Annotated in this window: 15 protein-coding genes; 9 read left to right on the top strand and 6 right to left on the bottom strand. The window is 58.8% G+C overall.

The genetic code is table 11. From position 1 onward, the window contains the following. Window positions 1–6 precede the first annotated feature (6 nt). The 3 genes from EC836_RS10585 to EC836_RS10575 all read right to left on the bottom strand — a co-directional run bounded on the left by EC836_RS10585 (window position 7) and on the right by EC836_RS10575 (window position 2,852). A complete protein-coding gene (locus EC836_RS10585) occupies window positions 7–807 on the bottom strand; it encodes a carbohydrate ABC transporter permease (RefSeq protein ID WP_123332809.1) in 801 nt (266 codons plus the stop codon). Then, the gene (locus EC836_RS10580; protein ID WP_123332807.1) at window positions 804–1,952 is read right to left on the bottom strand and encodes an ABC transporter ATP-binding protein; all 1,149 of its coding nucleotides are present in this window, start codon (window positions 1,950–1,952) and stop codon (window positions 804–806) included. The genes EC836_RS10585 and EC836_RS10580 overlap by 4 nt, the downstream gene beginning before the upstream one ends. Before the next feature lie 99 nt (window positions 1,953–2,051). After that, a complete protein-coding gene (locus EC836_RS10575; protein ID WP_123332805.1) occupies window positions 2,052–2,852 on the bottom strand; it encodes an SDR family NAD(P)-dependent oxidoreductase in 801 nt (266 codons plus the stop codon). Window positions 2,853–2,997: 145 nt separating this feature from the next. Here EC836_RS10575 and EC836_RS10570 point away from each other — a divergent pair, with 145 nt between their 5' ends. The 5 genes from EC836_RS10570 to EC836_RS10550 all read left to right on the top strand — a co-directional run bounded on the left by EC836_RS10570 (window position 2,998) and on the right by EC836_RS10550 (window position 7,856). Next, entirely contained in the window at window positions 2,998–3,864 is an 867-nt protein-coding gene (locus EC836_RS10570) for a DeoR/GlpR family DNA-binding transcription regulator (protein WP_123332803.1), read from the top strand. Between the two features lie 32 nt (window positions 3,865–3,896). After that, window positions 3,897–4,697, top strand: coding sequence for a BtpA/SgcQ family protein (locus EC836_RS10565; protein ID WP_123332801.1), 801 nt, complete (start codon window positions 3,897–3,899; stop codon window positions 4,695–4,697). 27 nt (window positions 4,698–4,724) lie between these two features. Continuing rightward, window positions 4,725–6,236: an FGGY-family carbohydrate kinase gene (locus EC836_RS10560; RefSeq protein WP_123332799.1), complete on the top strand. Its 1,512-nt coding sequence runs from the start codon at window positions 4,725–4,727 to the stop codon at window positions 6,234–6,236. Beyond that, the gene (locus EC836_RS10555) at window positions 6,233–6,856 is read left to right on the top strand and encodes an HAD family phosphatase (RefSeq protein ID WP_123332796.1); all 624 of its coding nucleotides are present in this window, start codon (window positions 6,233–6,235) and stop codon (window positions 6,854–6,856) included. Before EC836_RS10560 ends, EC836_RS10555 begins: the two co-directional genes overlap by 4 nt. 187 nt (window positions 6,857–7,043) lie before the next feature. Then, window positions 7,044–7,856, top strand: coding sequence for a DeoR/GlpR family DNA-binding transcription regulator (locus EC836_RS10550; RefSeq protein WP_123332794.1), 813 nt, complete (start codon window positions 7,044–7,046; stop codon window positions 7,854–7,856). An 84-nt stretch (window positions 7,857–7,940) separates the two neighbouring features. On the opposite strand, the gene EC836_RS10545 is transcribed toward EC836_RS10550, so the two are convergent. Genes EC836_RS10545 through EC836_RS10535 form a run of 3 tightly spaced genes read right to left on the bottom strand, consistent with a single transcriptional unit; the run spans window position 7,941 to window position 10,598 of the window. Continuing rightward, complete coding sequence (locus EC836_RS10545; RefSeq protein ID WP_123332792.1) at window positions 7,941–9,359, bottom strand: allophanate hydrolase; 1,419 nt, start codon at window positions 9,357–9,359, stop codon at window positions 7,941–7,943. After that, window positions 9,346–9,915 carry a cysteine hydrolase family protein gene (locus tag EC836_RS10540; RefSeq protein ID WP_123332790.1) on the bottom strand — a complete coding sequence of 190 codons (570 nt, stop codon included), beginning with the start codon at window positions 9,913–9,915 and terminating at the stop codon, window positions 9,346–9,348. The genes EC836_RS10545 and EC836_RS10540 overlap by 14 nt, the downstream gene beginning before the upstream one ends. Continuing rightward, entirely contained in the window at window positions 9,912–10,598 is a 687-nt protein-coding gene (locus tag EC836_RS10535) for a cysteine hydrolase family protein (protein WP_233599227.1), read from the bottom strand. The genes EC836_RS10540 and EC836_RS10535 overlap by 4 nt, the downstream gene beginning before the upstream one ends. Before the next feature lie 555 nt (window positions 10,599–11,153). Between EC836_RS10535 and EC836_RS10530 the strand changes: the two genes are divergently transcribed. The 4 genes from EC836_RS10530 to EC836_RS10515 are packed head-to-tail and all read left to right on the top strand — an operon-like array spanning window position 11,154 to window position 15,364. Beyond that, on the top strand, window positions 11,154–12,260 hold the full coding sequence (locus tag EC836_RS10530; protein WP_123332788.1) for an ABC transporter ATP-binding protein: 1,107 nt from the start codon (window positions 11,154–11,156) through the stop codon (window positions 12,258–12,260). Between the two features lie 48 nt (window positions 12,261–12,308). Next, entirely contained in the window at window positions 12,309–13,583 is a 1,275-nt protein-coding gene (locus tag EC836_RS10525; protein ID WP_123332786.1) for an extracellular solute-binding protein, read from the top strand. Window positions 13,584–13,631: 48 nt separating this feature from the next. Next, on the top strand, window positions 13,632–14,543 hold the full coding sequence (locus tag EC836_RS10520; protein ID WP_123332784.1) for a carbohydrate ABC transporter permease: 912 nt from the start codon (window positions 13,632–13,634) through the stop codon (window positions 14,541–14,543). Then, window positions 14,543–15,364, top strand: coding sequence for a carbohydrate ABC transporter permease (locus EC836_RS10515; protein WP_123332782.1), 822 nt, complete (start codon window positions 14,543–14,545; stop codon window positions 15,362–15,364). Before EC836_RS10520 ends, EC836_RS10515 begins: the two co-directional genes overlap by 1 nt. Window positions 15,365–15,613: the final 249 nt, after the last annotated feature.

Below are 15,613 nucleotides of genomic sequence, written 5' to 3'. Positions count from 1 at the left end.
ATGATGTTATTTCACGCCGCCAAAGGTCAGCCCTTTGACGATGAAACGCTGGATAAAGTGTGAGGCGACCATCAGGGGCAAAACGGCCAGCACAATCCCGGCCGCAACTTTGCCGATCTGGACGCCATTCGACGTTTGCAGGGCGGCCAGCGCCACCGGAACCGTGGCGGTGTCCGGCCCGCTGAGCACCAGGGCAAACAGAAATTCATTCCAGGACAGAATGAACCCCAGCACCGCCGATGCCGCCAGACCGGGTAAAGAAATGGGTAAGACGACATACCAGAACGCGCCCCAGGCCGTGGCCCCGTCGGTCATCGCCGCCCATTCCAGATCCACCGGGATGCCGTCGAAAAACCCCATCAGTATCCAGGTCAGAAAAGGCAGATTCAGCGCCGCATAAACCAGCGTCAGCCCCAGTAATGAATTGGTCAGGCCCGCCGATCGCAGTACCGCAAAGGCGGGCAGCACCAGCGCTACGGCGGGCAGCATCTGGGTGGCCAGCATGATAAAACGCGCCGCTTTGCCGCCGGTTTTAAAGCGGGCGAAGGCATAGCCCGTCGCCGCCGCAAACGGCATCGCGAGGACCACCGACCCGGTGGCCACAATCAGGCTGTTGGCGTAGTGGCGTAAAAAATCATTGTTCTCAATCAGGCTGCGAAAGTTTTCCCAGGTGAACTGGGGAAAGACCTCGCTGCTGTACGCCAGTGACTCCGGGACCAGACTGGTTCTGACCACCCAAAAAACCGGCAGTAAAATGGTGAGGCAGGCCAGGATCAGCCCCAGATGAAGGCCGATTTTTCGACTCATTTTTGCACCTCATCTGCGGTGAATACCGGGTCATCGGGCGCTCTGCGGCGGCTGACCACCTCCCCGCTTTCGGGATGGAACAGATGCAGCGAATGCGGATCGAGGTAGACCGGAAGCGGCGCCCCCACTTTGGGGTGAGTATGGTGATCGAGGCGGACCACCACATCGACCCCGCCCAGGCTGCCGCTGACGATGTTCTCTGCGCCAAGCGCTTCAATGCGGCTGACCGTCAGCGTCAGGGGGATCCCGTCCGCACTGCGCGGATGGCTGTGAAAGTCTTCCGGCCGGATGCCCAGCGTCATCTCACGCCCCGCCAGATGGCGATAGTCTTCGGCCATCCAGTCGGGAAGCGGAATGACCGGCCCGTCCGACAGCTGCACGCTGAGCGCGCTGCCACTGCCCTGAACCCGTCCGCCCAGCAGATTGACCGGCGGGGATGAGAGGAAACGGGCGACGAAGGTATTGACCGGGTAGTTATAGACCTCCAGCGGCGTACCGCACTGCACCAGATGCCCGTCCCGCATGATGCAGATCCGATCGGCCATGGTCATAGCCTCTACCTGGTCGTGGGTCACGTAGATCATGGTTTTGCCAAGGCGGCGATGCAGCTTGATCAACTCGCTGCGCATCTCCCCCCGCAGCTGGGCGTCCAGGTTGGACAGCGGCTCATCGAGTAAAAAGGCCTGGGGTTCCCGGACAATCGCCCTGCCCAGCGCGACACGCTGCCGCTGCCCGCCGGATAACGCCGCCGGTTTGCGATTTAACAACTTATCCAGCCCCAGCAGGGCCGCACTCTCCGCCACTTTGCTGTTGATGGTGCTTTGCGGCACGCCGCGCATCTTCAGGCCAAACGCCATATTCTCGGCGACCGTCATATGTGGATACAGGGCGTAGCTCTGGAACACCACGGCAATGTTGCGATCGCGCGGGGCAACGTGGCTCACATCGCGCCCGTCAATCAGCAGCGTGCCTTCGGTAATACTCTCCAGCCCGGCGATCATCCGCAGCGTGGTGGACTTGCCGCACCCGGAAGGGCCGAGGAAAATAACAAACTCACCGTCCCGGATATGCAGATTCACATTACGGACGCTGTGCTGATTACCGTGCCAGGACTTGGTGACGTTACGTAATTCAATGGAGGCCATAATGGTTACCTTTGGCTGTCTCACCCGTCTTAACACCGACCACATTCATGTTCGATTTTGTTTGATTAAAACCGAAGGTGTTATGGCCGGATGTTCGTCTTATCCCGTATACACGCCGCCGGTCACATTCACCCCCTGCCCGGTCATAAAACGTGCCGCGTCCGAGCTCAGGAATGCCACCACTTCAGCGACATCCTCCGGCGCTTCCAGCCGTCCGAGCGGGGTCTGGCGAATGTAATCCGCAATCACCTCATCGGGTGTCATACCGCGTAACCCGGCTTCCCACTCAACTTCGCGGCTCTGCATGCCGGTTTTGACAAAACCGGGACAGACCGCATTCACGCGGATGCCATCAACGGCCAGTTCGCGCGCCAGCGCCTGGGTCCAGCCCAGTACGGCAAACTTGCTCGCCGAGTAGTGCGCCAGTAAAGGTGCGCCGACTTTAGCCGCCAGCGAAGCCGTATTAACAATGGTGCCGGACCGGCGGGCGACGAATTTACGCGCCGCGATCTGGTTGGTCAGAAACACCCCGCGCGTGTTGACGTCGAGGTTGAAATCCCACTCGTCATCCGTAATCTCCAGCGCCTTCTGCATGGTGGAAACCCCGGCGTTGGCAATCAGCAGGTGATAATCCCCAAGCGTGTCTTCAACCCAGCGAAAGCCGGTTTCAACCGACTCACGTGAACGCACATCCAGCCCGAACGCCACATGGCCTTCGCCCAGCTGGCGGGCCGCCGCGCGGGCGGCGTCTTCATTAATATCGCCAATGGCGACGCGCATGCCCTGGTGGCTCAACGCCCGGGCAATGGCGAAACCAATACCGGTGGCACCGCCGGTGACAATCGCTATTTTTCCCTGCAGGTCCGGGTAGTGCCCGGAGGTCTTAACGACTTCGCTCATTTCTTCTTTCTCCTGTTCAGATGGTTATTTTTTACACCATATTCACGAACACAACAAAACAAATTTCTTATGATAAAAGTAATTGCGATCACAAATTTTGTTTTGTATGTTTGATATTGTTAATTTCAATGTTCGGAGTCAGGCGATGGCGCATACCCCGGCAGGTCCTGCAGAAAATGAACGTAAAGAGGTGACGCGTTCACGTCGTTCCTCTGCGCTGCGGCAAAGCGAAATGCTGCAACTGCTGGCCCGTCGGCAGGAGATTTCCGTCGCCGAACTGGCCGCCTTGCTGGCGGTGTCAGAAATGACCATTCGTCGTGACCTGACAGAGATGGCGCAGAACGGCAGCATCTGCCGCACTTACGGCGGCGCAACCTTATCGACCACCGGGGAACCGGTGATGATCGATCGTCTCGAACCCCGTTTTGAGTCGCGACTGTTGCAGCATCACACCGCCAAGCTGCGTATCGCGGCGGCGGCGGCCGAACTGGGCAAGCGCTTTCGCACGGTGGCGCTGGACGTGGGCAGCACCACGTTTCTGGCGGCGCGGGGACTGAGCGACTGCCCGCACCTGAAGCTTTTTACCAACAGCCTGCGGGTGGCCCATGACCTGTCGCCCGCCAAGGCTGAAATCTATCTCGCCGGAGGGCGGATGCGCCCCGATGAAATGGCGATCGGGGGATCGTCAGCCCTCCGGCAGTTCAGTGATTTATGGTTCGACGTGACGTTTCTCGGCGTGTCGGGCCTGACGGCAGACGGCATTTATGACTACTCGTTTGAGGATGCCGGTCTGAAGCGACTGTATCTCGCGCGTTCCAGCCTGAAGGTGGTGCTGTGCGACTCCAGCAAGTTTCAGCGCAAATCACTGGTTCATCTCGCAAAACTCGAACACATCGACATGCTGATTACCGAGCAGGCGCCCGCGCCTGCGCTGTCAGCCGTGCTCGCTGCGGCCAACATTGACGTGATTATCGCCCCGCCGCTTGCGGGTGAGGCGCAGTCGCTTTCCTAACCCTGATATCTCAGCCAACACCGGAGTGATGTATGATTTTTGATTTTCTGCAGAATAAAAAGAAAGCCGTTATCGCCATGGCACACATTGGTGCCCTGCCCGGCGCCCCGCTGTATGACGCCAAAGGCGGCCTCAACAAGCTGATTGACGGCGTGATCGCCGATGTTGAAAAGCTTCAGGACGGCGGCGTGGATGCGATTATGTTCGGTAATGAGAACGATCGCCCCTACGTGTTTAAAGCCTCGCTGGAAGGGGTTTCGGCGATGTCGGCGGTGATTCAGGCGGTAAAACCGCTGCTGAAGGTGCCGTTCGGGGTTAACTACCTCTGGGATCCCAGCGCCAGCGTGGCGATTGGGGCGGCCACCGGCGCGCAGTTCGTGCGGGAGATTTTTACCGGCGTTTTTGCGTCGGATATGGGGATCTGGGAACCGGACTGCGCCAGCGCCGCACGCCTGCGCCGTAACCTGGGGCGCGAAGATATGAAACTGCTGTTTAATATCAACGCTGAGTTTGCCCACTCGCTGGATGCCCGTCCGATTGAGCTGCGCGCGCGCAGTGCCATTTTCTCTTCCCTCGCCGACGCCATTCTGGTGTCCGGGCCGATCACCGGCGAACCGGCGGAGCACTCCAACCTGCGTAAAGTCTGTGAAGCCGTGGAGGGCGTGCCGGTGTTCGCCAATACCGGTACTAATATCGATAACGTCACCGATATCCTTAGCATTGCCAGCGGCGTGGTGATCGGCACCCACTTCAAGGTTGACGGACATACCTGGAATGAGGTGGATGCCGACCGCGTTAAGCGCTTTATGGACGTGGTTGAAACACTGCGCTAATAACCGCCAACAGTATGGGAGGACAGGATGCACTATCTGTTAGGGATTGATATTGGCACGACCTCAACAATCGGGATCCTTATCGGCCTGCCCGACAGGGTGCTGGCAATGGCCTCCCGGGCGGTGACCCTGAGCGCCCCACACAGCGGCTGGACGGAAGAGTCGCCGGACGAGTGGTGGCGTAACGTCGGGGAAATCTGCCGGCAGCTGCTGGCCGACAGCGGGATTGCGGCCAGCGACATTGCCGGTATTGGCGTCACCGGGATGCTGCCAGCGGTGGTGCTGCTGGATAAAGAGGACCGGCTGCTGCGCCCGAGCATTCAGCAAAGTGACGGGCGCAGCGGCGCGCAGGTGCTGGAGATGCGTGCCGAGCGCGACAGCGACGACTTTTTACAGCGCGCCGGTAACGGCATTAATCAGCAGCTGGTGGGCGCGAAAATCCGCTGGATTGAACGCCACGAACCGGAGATCTACCGCCGTATCGACACGGTTTTTGGTTCGTATGACTACATCAACTGGCAGCTCACCGGTCAGAAAAACATTGAACAGAACTGGGCGCTGGAAGCCGGTTTTATCGACGTCAGCCGCAACCGGCTGGATGACGACCTGATTGCGTTTGCCCATCTGCCGCCGCATGCGGTGCCGCCGCTGGCCACGTCACACCAGGTTATCGGCACGGTAACGGCCGATGCGGCCGCGTGGACAGGGCTGAGCGAAGGGACCCCGGTGATTGGCGGCGCGGCGGACTTTATTGCCTCGGCGCTGGGCGCGGGCGTGACCTCCCCGGGCGATGTGCTGCTGAAATTTGGCGGCTCGGTGGATATCCTGACCGTTACCGAAAGTGTCACCCCCGATCCGCGCCTGTATCTGGATTACCACCTGGTGCCCGGGTGCTATATGCCGAACGGCTGTATGTCGACCGGCGGATCCGGCCTGAACTGGTTCGTTCAGCAGTTTGCCGGGCAACATCAGTCGGCCGCCAGGGAACAGGGGCTGAACATCCATCAGTATCTTGATGCCCTGGCGGGGTCCCGACCCGCCGGCAGCGACGGCCTGATCTTCCTGCCGTATCTGCTGGGGGAGAAAACGCCGCTGCACGATCCTGCCGCGCGCGGTGTGCTGTTCGGCCTGACGCTGACGCACGACACCGGCCACATGTGGCGCGCGCTGCTGGAGGCCTATGCCTATGCCATCCGCCATCATATTGAAACGCTGCGCGACATCGGTTATCCGATCGCCCGCTATATCGTCTCCGACGGCGGATCCGCCAGCGGGCTGTGGATGCAGATTGTTGCCGATGTGCTGCAGGCGCCCCTCACCCGACTTGTCGGGCATCCCGGCTCCTGCCTGGGCGCCGCCTGGACCGCCGCCATGGGCGTGGGGGTGTCCAGCGACTGGCACGGTGCCAGCGCCTGGGTCACGGTGGGCGACATCATCGAGCCACAGGCCGTCAATGAGGAGGTTTACCAACGGGGATATCGCCGCTTCAGGCAGCTTTATGACGCCTGCCGCCCGCTGACGCTAACGGAGGAAGCATGACTTTTCAGGCGATTGCATGGGATGTGGATGGCACCCTGGTGGACAGCGAGCCCCTGCATCACCGGGCGCTGCTGTGGGCCTGCGCGCAATACGGTTTGGACCTCAGCCAGATCCCGGAGGCGCGTTTCTGCGGCGTGCACATCCACGATGTCTGGCAGGCGCTGCGCGCCGAACTGCCTGCGGATCTGCACAAAGAAACCTGGCTTCAGGCGATTGAAACGTACTATCACGCCCACAGCGGGGAGATACAGGCGATGCCAGGCTGCCCGCACACGCTGCGGCAGCTGGCCGCCGGTGGCATCAAACAGGCCTGCGTCTCCAACTCATCCCGCGCGGTGGTGGAGGCCAGCCTGCGCGCGCTGGGCGTGCTGGATCTGATCGCGGTGATTATCACGCTGGATGATGTTCAGAACGGTAAGCCGGACCCGGAACCGTACCGCCGGGCGGTAGAGGCATTAGGTCTGCCCGCTGATGCGGTGCTGGCGGTCGAGGACAGCCCGACAGGGGTAGCGTCCGCGCGGGCAGCCGGTCTGCATGTCGCCTTTTGCGGTAACGCAGACGTGCCGACCGCCGGGGTCACAAAAGTGAACACCCTGACTCAGCTGCTTTCATGGTTTTAAGTACGGATTGCGTGCAGCGAGGCCCTGCACGCTGCACTCTCGTCTACGGCCCTTTACCCCGCACAAAGAAATGAACAAAACCTAACAAATCAGGTTTTAATAACGGTCACTTCCCCTTAGAATTGAGGTTCACGTCACACGTGAACCCCGACGATCACGATTACCCGTAAACAGAGTGGCCATTGTTATGTCAGAAAAGCCGGATACCCAGTCGCGTTACCTCCCTCAGGAGCGAAAAAACCGCATTCTCAGCATGCTGGTCGAACATGGCCGGGCGGGGGTGACCGATATCTCCGCTGCACTGGCGGTGTCAGAGATGACGGTTCGTCGCGATCTCGCGGAACTGGAAGCGGAAGGGAAACTCAGCCGGGTCCACGGCGGCGCGGTACTGGTGGAAACGAGCAACCAGCCGATTATGGATCCCGTACCGGCCCACTTCGACGCGCGTCTGTCGCTTAACCGGGACAGCAAAATGCGTATCGCCCGGCAGGCGGCGGAGGTCGCGGGGCGCTACCAGACCGTCGCGCTGGATATTGGTACCACCACGCTGTTTATGGCCGAGGAGCTGGTGAAGTATGAACGGCTGAAAATCTTCACCAACAGCGTGCGGGTTGCACATGCGCTGGGCCGCCATTCGCAGGCGCCGGAAGTTTATCTGGCGGGCGGCGTGATGCGGGATGATGAAATGGCGATCGTGGGTCCCTCCGCCATCGAACAGTTTCAGCAGTTCTGGTTTGATATTGCGTTTATCAGCGCATCGGGGATGACCAGCCAGGGCATTTATGATGGCGCACTGGATGAGTCGGAGATGAAGCGGGTACTGATCCGCCGGTCGGGCTATAAAGTGCTGCTGTGTGACGCCGCCAAATTCCAGCATATGTCGCTGGTGCACGTCGCCCAACTGCAGGATATCAATATGCTGATTACCGACTGCGAGCCCCCTGCCGTGCTTGCCACGGCGCTGGAACTGGCGAAAGTACAGGTGCTTATCGCCTCCTGAGGCTGCACGTAATGACGGCTCACCGGCCTGGCACACGGCGGTTGACGGGTTGATGACGCGGGGGAGTTCCCCGCGCCTGACCCATTACTGCGGGTAGTTCGGGTACGCTGCGCCCGTCGCACCCAGCGTCAACTCGCGGGTACGGTGGAAGGCAGCGGCAATCGCCGCGGCTTTCGCGTCGTGGAATGAGGGGGCGAGGAAGGTAACGCCTAACGGCAGACCGTCATCACGGAACCCGTTGGGTACCGCGACCGCACACAATCCCATCAGATTAACGAAATTGGTATAGATCCCCAGCCGCGCATTTAACACGATCGGATCGGCGGCGATCTCGTCTTTGCGATAAATGGTGGGCACGGTCGGCACCAGCAGGACATCCAGACTGTTCAACAACGGCCGGGTCTGCGCTTTCAGCTCGGCCAGGCGGTGGATGGCCCCGAAGGTGTCTTTTGCCGAGAAATCATGGCTTTTTTCAAGAATAGTGCGCGTAACGGGATGAATAGCGTCACGGTACTTCTCCAGCACGCTGTCCAGCGTTAAGGCGCGCTCCGCAATCCACGGCCCTTCATACAGCAGCTTCTGCACCTCTTCAAAGGGCGCGAAGTCCACCGCCACCCTGCGTCCTCCGGCGGCTTCCAGCCGTTCAACGGCCTGTTCAAACAAACGTTCGGCATCTTTGTCACCGAAAAAGCGCAGATCGTCACCCGCCGGCACGCCAAAGGTGAAGGTGGCCGGAGCCGCCTTCAGCGCCAGCGGCACCTCATCGGCTTCCGGGCGGGAGAACGGATGGCTGGGATCGTAGCCCGCAATCAACTGCAGGACATCCATGCCATCCTCAACGGTTAACGCAAACACCGAGACGGTTTCAATCGTCTTCACGCATCCGCCGCCGCTGACGCAGGTATTGCTGACCAGCCCCGGGGTGGGTTTAATGCCGACGATATTGTTAAACGCCGCCGGGACACGCCCGGAGCCTGCCGCATCGTTAGCAATTGAGAAACTGGCTAACCCGGCCCCCACCGAAACGCCCGAGCCAGAGCTGGATCCGCCCGAAATGTAGTCGTCATTAAATACCGAGCTGCAGGCACCATACGGCGATCGCATGCCCACCAGCCCAATGCCGAACTGGTCCATGTTGGTCTTGCCAATCAGTATGCCCCCGGCGTCAAACAGGCGGCTTATCGCCTGCCCGGTCGACTCGGCAATATACAGTGACTCTTTCAGCCCATTGGTCGTGGGCAGGCCGATCACGTCATTACAGTCTTTGACCGAGAACGGGATCCCCCACAGCGGCGACGATCCCCGGGGCAGTTGTTCAATCTCTCTGGCTCTTGCCAGCGCCTCTTCTCGGGGAACCAGGCAGGTCCAGACCGCATCGTCGCCACGATCGGCAATCCGGTCGTAGATCAGCGTAATCACCTGAACCGGCGTCAGCGATCCGTCGGCGTATCCGTTGCGTAACGTGTGAAAATCCAAACTCAAATCGCGATTAGCGGCACTCATTATTTTCTCCTGTGGTCTCTAAAGCCGTCAGCAGCGCCTCGGCGCTGGCTACCGTGCCGAATAAGCCATTACCAAACTGCGTGATGCGCAGCTGCGGCAGATGAAATTCGGGCCGTGAAGCCTGACAGGCTTCGGCTATCGTCAGGCATTCGAACCCCCAATCGGTCGCAGCCCGGGTTGAGGAGTGAACCAGCTCATCGGTAAAAAAACCGACGATAATCAGGTTCCTGATCCCCCGATCGGTCAGACGTTGGTGCAGATCGGTGTTGAAAAAGGCATTCTCTTTCACCAGCGGGATCGTCTGCCCCGGCGTGGACCGCGCCAGCAGAGGCCCTCCGTGGGCTGATTCAGTCCAGACGTCAGCAATGCCCCGAAGTCTGAGCCTATCGATCAGCGCCAGCGCCCGCTGAGCAACCGCCTGCCCGTCACACCGTTCGATATAATGCGGCTGCATACCGAGGCACAGCACCGCAGTGTTGCCGGCGGTGAAGTCGGCATCAAACGGAAACCGGTAGGGTTGAGAAGCGACCTGAGCAAATATCATCGGGTGTGTCATCTGAGCTCCTGTACGGCATACATTGCCTGCTCGGCTGTGACACTTTTTCCCCAGCGGCCGCCGTCGGCGGCTAATATCGCCAGCGCGGCCTGGTGGTTTGGCGTTTCCACCGCGGCTGTGCAGTCCACGACCAGCGCGCAGTGAAAGTCCCGATCGGCGGCGTCACGCATCGTTGCCTGTACGCAGCAGTCCGAGGTCACCCCGCAGATCAGCAGATGGCTAATCTGTAACTGGCGTAACCGGGCATCCAAATCCGTGCGGTGGAAGCTGGACTTGCCGGGTTTATCAATCACGATTTCACCGTCAAGCGGGCGCAGTTCCTCGACGATCTGCCATCCGGGTTCCCCCCTGACCAGCACCCGCCCGGTTTTCCCCCTGTCCCCAATGCCCAGACCATGCTGCCGGGTGCGCCACTGTTTATTCGCGGGCAAATCCGACAGATCGGGCAGATGCCCTTCACGCGTGTGGATGACCGTTACGCCAGCGGCACGGCAGGCATGCAGCAATCGTTGGATCGGGGCAATCATCGCGGCCGTGTTCGCCGGGTTTTCGCCCAGCTGCGCGACCCAGCCGGTGGGACCGCAGAAATCATGCTGCATATCGATGATGATCAGCCCGATATTCCGCGGCGCGGCGGGATAAGGTTGACTGAACACATCGCTAATCTGGTTGTGATTGCTCACCTCTTACACTCCCCATTGCGGCTACACCGCCGCGTTCCCCAGCGTCCAGAAGAGATCCTGACGGCCACCGATCGCGTTTTATCGCGAAAAATTCAAGCTAGCATGTTTGTTTATGTTTGGAAAAGACGAAAAAAGATTGAACAGGCACCTTATTGTTCACCTGTGTTGTTTTATCATAATCATCTGATATGGCTAAAATCCGGCAACGGTCGAAACGAAAATGAAGAAAGCCATGCAGAGGCCCGCTTATCCCCCCACGCCAAACCGGAAACGGAGTAATAATAATTTAATAATTAACAGCTAGTTAATTAAAAACCTCAACAGTCCTTCATTTCATTCCCCAATCGTCACCGGCACCGGCAGCGTGATTCCACAGCCCAGCCGTCAAAAAATCTGCGTAATAATAAATCTCTATGACCGGATTTTCATGAAAACAGATCGTCGCAGCCGTAGTGGTTTTTTGTTTGATTTTGTTTGTTATGTGTGTATTTTCTAATAATTCGTTTGTTTTTGTGAATATGCAGAGCGCTTTGTTAAGAAGGACGTCATGTGAGCATGTTGCAACCAGCGTTACCCGCCGCGGGTCACCAGACTCCCGGCCTGACTTTGAGCGGGATCCGAAAAGAATATGCCGGGATTACGGCTCTGCACGCGATTGATTTTGAGGCTAAAAATGGCGAGTTCATCGTTATCCTCGGCCCTTCGGGGTGTGGCAAATCCACGTTACTGCGGGTCATTGCCGGTCTGGAGGATATTCAGGGCGGCACCATCACCATTAACGGCAAAGAGGTCACTCATCAGGCCCCGCGCAATCGCGACTGCGCGATGGTTTTTCAGAGCTATGCGCTCTACCCCCACCTGTCCGTGGCTGACAACATTGGCTATCCGCTGCGCATCGCCGGTGTAGCACGCTCGGAGCGCCGCCGCTTAGTGGAAGAAACCGCCCGCATTGTTGATCTGCTGCCTTATCTTGACCGCAAACCCGCCAATCTGTCCGGCGGACAGCGTCAGCGCGTGGCGATGGCGCGGGCGATTATTCGCCGACCGGCGCTGTTTCTGTTTGATGAACCGCTGTCCAACCTGGATGCCAGGCTGCGCGTCATCATGCGTGCGGAGATCCGGCAATTGCAGGAGCGGCTAAAGGTTACGGCTATTTTCGTGACGCACGACCAGGTGGAAGCGATGACCATGGCCGACCGCATTATCGTTATGCGCGCGGGCAAAATTGAGCAGGTCGGCACCCCGTCGGATATTTATGAACGACCGGCCTCCCGCTACGTGGCGGAATTTGTCGGCGGGCAGCCGATGTCATTTCTTCAGGGGGAGATCACCGCCACGGGAGATGCGGTGGTGCTGAGTAATCAGGCGCGGATCCCGCTGGTTGAGCCGATGCTTCTGGCGGCCGGAACCCGTGTGGATGTCGGTTTACGTGCCGAAGCCGTGCAGCTGCATCTGGCGCCGGGGCCCCGGACCTTTTCCGCCCGCTTTCGCTTTTCTGAGTATCTGGGAGCGGCAAAAATTCATCACTCCACCGTCGACGAGGTGGCGGTTTTATCCTTCGATTCCACCTGTGGCGATATCCGTGACCCGAATGTCCATCTGGAAATTGAGGGCAGCAAAATTCATCTTTTCGACCGCGAAAGCGGTGTTCGTCTTAATTAACGTTTGGGGTTCATTACTCTGCCGCCAGGGCAGCAAGGGGTATTCACTATGTTCAGCCGTCGCTTCACCCGCAACATGACCAGCCGTCTGGCCATGCTGATGTTACTCGGCATCAGCCAGGCCAGCAGCGCAGCGGAAGTCAGCATCACCTTAGCCAGTATGAACGATCCTTTCTCGGTGGCGCTGAGCAAAGTGGCCGCACAGGCACCGGAGGCCATCGGCGTTAAACTCAACGTGGATATCATGAGCTATGGCGAACTGATGACCAAAACCACCACCGATTTTGTCGGCAATACCGGCAGCTACGATCTGGTGACGATGGATATTGTGCTGGCGGGCCAGTATGCAGAATCCGGCCAGGTGGTGGACCTCACCCCCTTCGTTGAGCGCGATAAAGCCCAGCTGGCTATTCCGGATATCTATCCCGCTGTTTATAACGCCATTGGTAAATATCAGGATAAACGGGTTGCGTGGCCCATTGCCGGCTATGCCAACGTGCTGGTTTACCGCACCGACCTCTACAGTAAAGCCGGTTTAACCGCGCCCAAAACGGTAGAGGAACTGCAGCAGCAGGCCATCACGCTGACCGACCGCAGCAGCGGCCAGTATGGCTGGGTGGCGAACGGTCAGAAAGGCCCTGCGTCGGCCCAGGACTGGATGCAATACAACGCACAGCTGGGCGGAGCCCTGCTGGATGCGCAGGGGCAGCCGGTGCTGGACAGCGCGGCCAATATTGCCAGCCTGAAAGCCTATAAAGAACTGTTCGACAAGGCGGCCCCGCCGGGCGCCGTCGATTATGACTGGGGAGGCCGGGAAGAGTCCTTCCGCCAGGGCCATGCGGCAACCATGCAAACCTGGTCGGTGGGCGCGGCGGGCTATTCTGACCCGCAAAGCTCGGCGATTGTCGGCAAATATGCGGTGATTGCCGCGCCGTCCGGCGCTGGACTAAAGCCACGGGTGGGCATCGGCGGCTGGGGCCTGAGCATCAACGCCGACATCAGCAAAGAGAAACAGGAGGCCGCCTGGAAGGTGATCAAATGGCTGACCAGTGAACCGATGCAGAAACAGCTGGCGATGCTCGGCGGCGGCGGCTTTATTCGTCAAAGCACCCTTAGCGATGCCGACCTGCTGAAGAAATATCCCTTCCTGCCGGTGATCGCCAGCAGCTTTGCCCAGGGGGATGGCGATTATCGCCCGCGTATTCCGCAGTACCCGGAGCTGGAAAGCCTGATTGGTACGGCAGTGAACAACGTGCTGGTTGGCAAAGGCGACGTGACGGAAGAGCTGCAAAAAGCACAGAAGAAAGCCGTGAAGCTTTTTTGATTGAATAAGGGGGATACGCTCCCCCTCACCGCACAGGGTCATCGCCTTATGTTAGCCAAACTGTTCGCCCACCGTACTCCGCACCAGCGTCAGCAGCTTTTGCTGATATTGCTGGCCGCCCCGCTGATTGTCTGGGTGATACTCTTTGCCGTATTACCGATGCTGGCAGGCATCGGGCTGAGTTTTTATGACTATTCGCTGGTTCATCCGAAACGTAATGGCTTTGCCGGGTGGGAGAATTATCTGGCGATCTGGCAGGACGAGGACACCCGCAGCGCGTTGGTCAATACGCTGACGTTTATGCTGAAAGCGGTGGTGGTCGAATTTATTCTGGGCTTTATTATCGCGCTGCTGCTGTGGCGAGACAGCCGCTGGAACCGAATCATTCTGGCGCTGCTGCTGGTGCCGGTCAGCGTCACGCCGCTGGCCGCCGGGCTGATTTTTAAAGCCCTGTTCAACCCGGACTATGGTCCGATTGGCTATTTTGCCCGGCTGTCGGGCTGGTCGGCCGAGCGCGGATTCCTCGGCAGCCCGGACTCGGCACTCAATGCCATCGTATTTATCGATGCCTGGCAATGGACGCCGCTGATGGCGCTGATTTTACTGGCCGGATTAAAAACCATTCCCGCCGATTATCTGGAAGCCGCCGAGCTTGACGGTGCCAGCCGCCTGCAAAAATTTACCACCATCATCTTCCCGGTGATGCTGCCGAGCATTCTGCTGGCCCTGTTACTGCGCCTGATTGATGCGTCGATGGTGTTTGACACGATTTACGTCTCCACCAACGGCGGCCCCGGCAATGCCACCAACGTGCTGATGCTGCAGGCCGTGCGACAGGGACTGGAGTTTTTCAATATGGGTGCCGCCAGCGCCATTTCGACGGTGATGCTGATTTTAGTCGGCGTTATCGCCGCGATATTCAGCATTTTCATGAGCAAGCTTGAGAAAAGGATCTCATGATGAGCCGCTACACGCGTAAACTGAATCTGGTGAACCCGATGGTCACCGGGATTATCGCTCTGCTGTTTCTGTATCCGATTGTCTGGATCCTCACCACTGCATATAAGCCGGTGCGGGATATTTTTTCCGTCCCGCCTTCGTTTACCTTTACGCCGATCCTGAAAAATTTTACTGACCTGTTCGCTATCTTCAATATTCCGGGACTGCTGGCTAACAGCCTGATGATTGGCGTGGGCACAACGGTTATGGCGCTGCTGCTCGGGGTGCCCTGCGGCTATGCCCTGGCGCGCAGCAAAACGCGCTATGCCAACGCTATCGCCTTTAGCCTGTTAGCCATCCGTATGATGCCGAGGGTGGTGACCCTGCTGCCCTTCTATCTGATGATGCGCAGCGTGGACCTGCTGGGAACCGTGTGGGCGGTGATTATTTTCGATACCACCCTCAGCGCCGGGTTTGTGGTCTGGACGATGTACGCCTACTTCAAAGCGCTGCCGGTGGAGGCGGAACAGGCGGCGCAGCTGGACGGGCGTTCCCGCGTTGGCGCATTTGTGTTTGTCGCCATTCCGCTGGTGATCCCCGGGATTATTTCCAGCGCCCTTTTCACCCTGATCCTGGCGTGGAACGACTTTATCGGCCCGGTATTCCTGACCGGGTCGGAGAGTAAGCCTCTGTCCGTGGCGATCCTCTCCTCTTACGGCACCAAAGATGTTTCGTGGGGAACGATGGGGGCAATGTCACATTTCTCGGTACTGCCGATTGTGCTGATCGCCATGCTGCTGAACCGCTACTTTGTGAAGGGGATGACCAAAGGGATGCACTGACGGCAACCGGGTGAGACTGTAAACGGAGAAAAACAGGATACGTAAGGGAGCCTGGATTCCTGAGCGATGAGAGAGCCCGCTTTTGCGGGCTTTTTTATGCCCGTTTGTCACGAGCTAATCTGTCGCATTGAGGTTTTTCAGGCTCGAGATCTGAGGTCGCTGTGATGCTCCTGCGCGTATGCGGCATAGTTTTTCTGGCGTCGGCTTTGTGCCAAAAACGGACGTTGCTAATATCGAACAATGGTAGCG

It is taken from the genome of Erwinia sp. JUb26 (assembly GCF_003751505.1).
Lineage (GTDB): Bacteria > Pseudomonadota > Gammaproteobacteria > Enterobacterales > Enterobacteriaceae > Erwinia.
Note: the sequence above shows the minus strand (reverse complement) of the source record. Positions and strands in the feature narration are given on the sequence as shown.

Bases quoted from the DNA above. Each gene is read 5' to 3' on its own strand.
- EC836_RS10550 (WP_123332794.1), top strand. From the start codon at position 7,044: ATGTCAGAAAAGCCGGATACCCAGTCGCGTTACCTCCCTCAGGAGCGA.
- EC836_RS10565 (WP_123332801.1), top strand. From the start codon at position 3,897: ATGATTTTTGATTTTCTGCAGAATAAAAAGAAAGCCGTTATCGCCATG.
- EC836_RS10585 (WP_123332809.1), bottom strand. From the start codon at position 807: ATGAGTCGAAAAATCGGCCTTCATCTGGGGCTGATCCTGGCCTGCCTC.
- EC836_RS10520 (WP_123332784.1), top strand. From the start codon at position 13,632: ATGTTAGCCAAACTGTTCGCCCACCGTACTCCGCACCAGCGTCAGCAG.
- EC836_RS10575 (WP_123332805.1), bottom strand. From the start codon at position 2,852: ATGAGCGAAGTCGTTAAGACCTCCGGGCACTACCCGGACCTGCAGGGA.
- EC836_RS10540 (WP_123332790.1), bottom strand. From the start codon at position 9,915: ATGACACACCCGATGATATTTGCTCAGGTCGCTTCTCAACCCTACCGG.
- EC836_RS10570 (WP_123332803.1), top strand. From the start codon at position 2,998: ATGGCGCATACCCCGGCAGGTCCTGCAGAAAATGAACGTAAAGAGGTG.
- EC836_RS10555 (WP_123332796.1), top strand. From the start codon at position 6,233: ATGACTTTTCAGGCGATTGCATGGGATGTGGATGGCACCCTGGTGGAC.
- EC836_RS10545 (WP_123332792.1), bottom strand. From the start codon at position 9,359: ATGAGTGCCGCTAATCGCGATTTGAGTTTGGATTTTCACACGTTACGC.
- EC836_RS10580 (WP_123332807.1), bottom strand. From the start codon at position 1,952: ATGGCCTCCATTGAATTACGTAACGTCACCAAGTCCTGGCACGGTAAT.
- EC836_RS10560 (WP_123332799.1), top strand. From the start codon at position 4,725: ATGCACTATCTGTTAGGGATTGATATTGGCACGACCTCAACAATCGGG.
- EC836_RS10530 (WP_123332788.1), top strand. From the start codon at position 11,154: ATGTTGCAACCAGCGTTACCCGCCGCGGGTCACCAGACTCCCGGCCTG.
- EC836_RS10515 (WP_123332782.1), top strand. From the start codon at position 14,543: ATGAGCCGCTACACGCGTAAACTGAATCTGGTGAACCCGATGGTCACC.
- EC836_RS10525 (WP_123332786.1), top strand. From the start codon at position 12,309: ATGTTCAGCCGTCGCTTCACCCGCAACATGACCAGCCGTCTGGCCATG.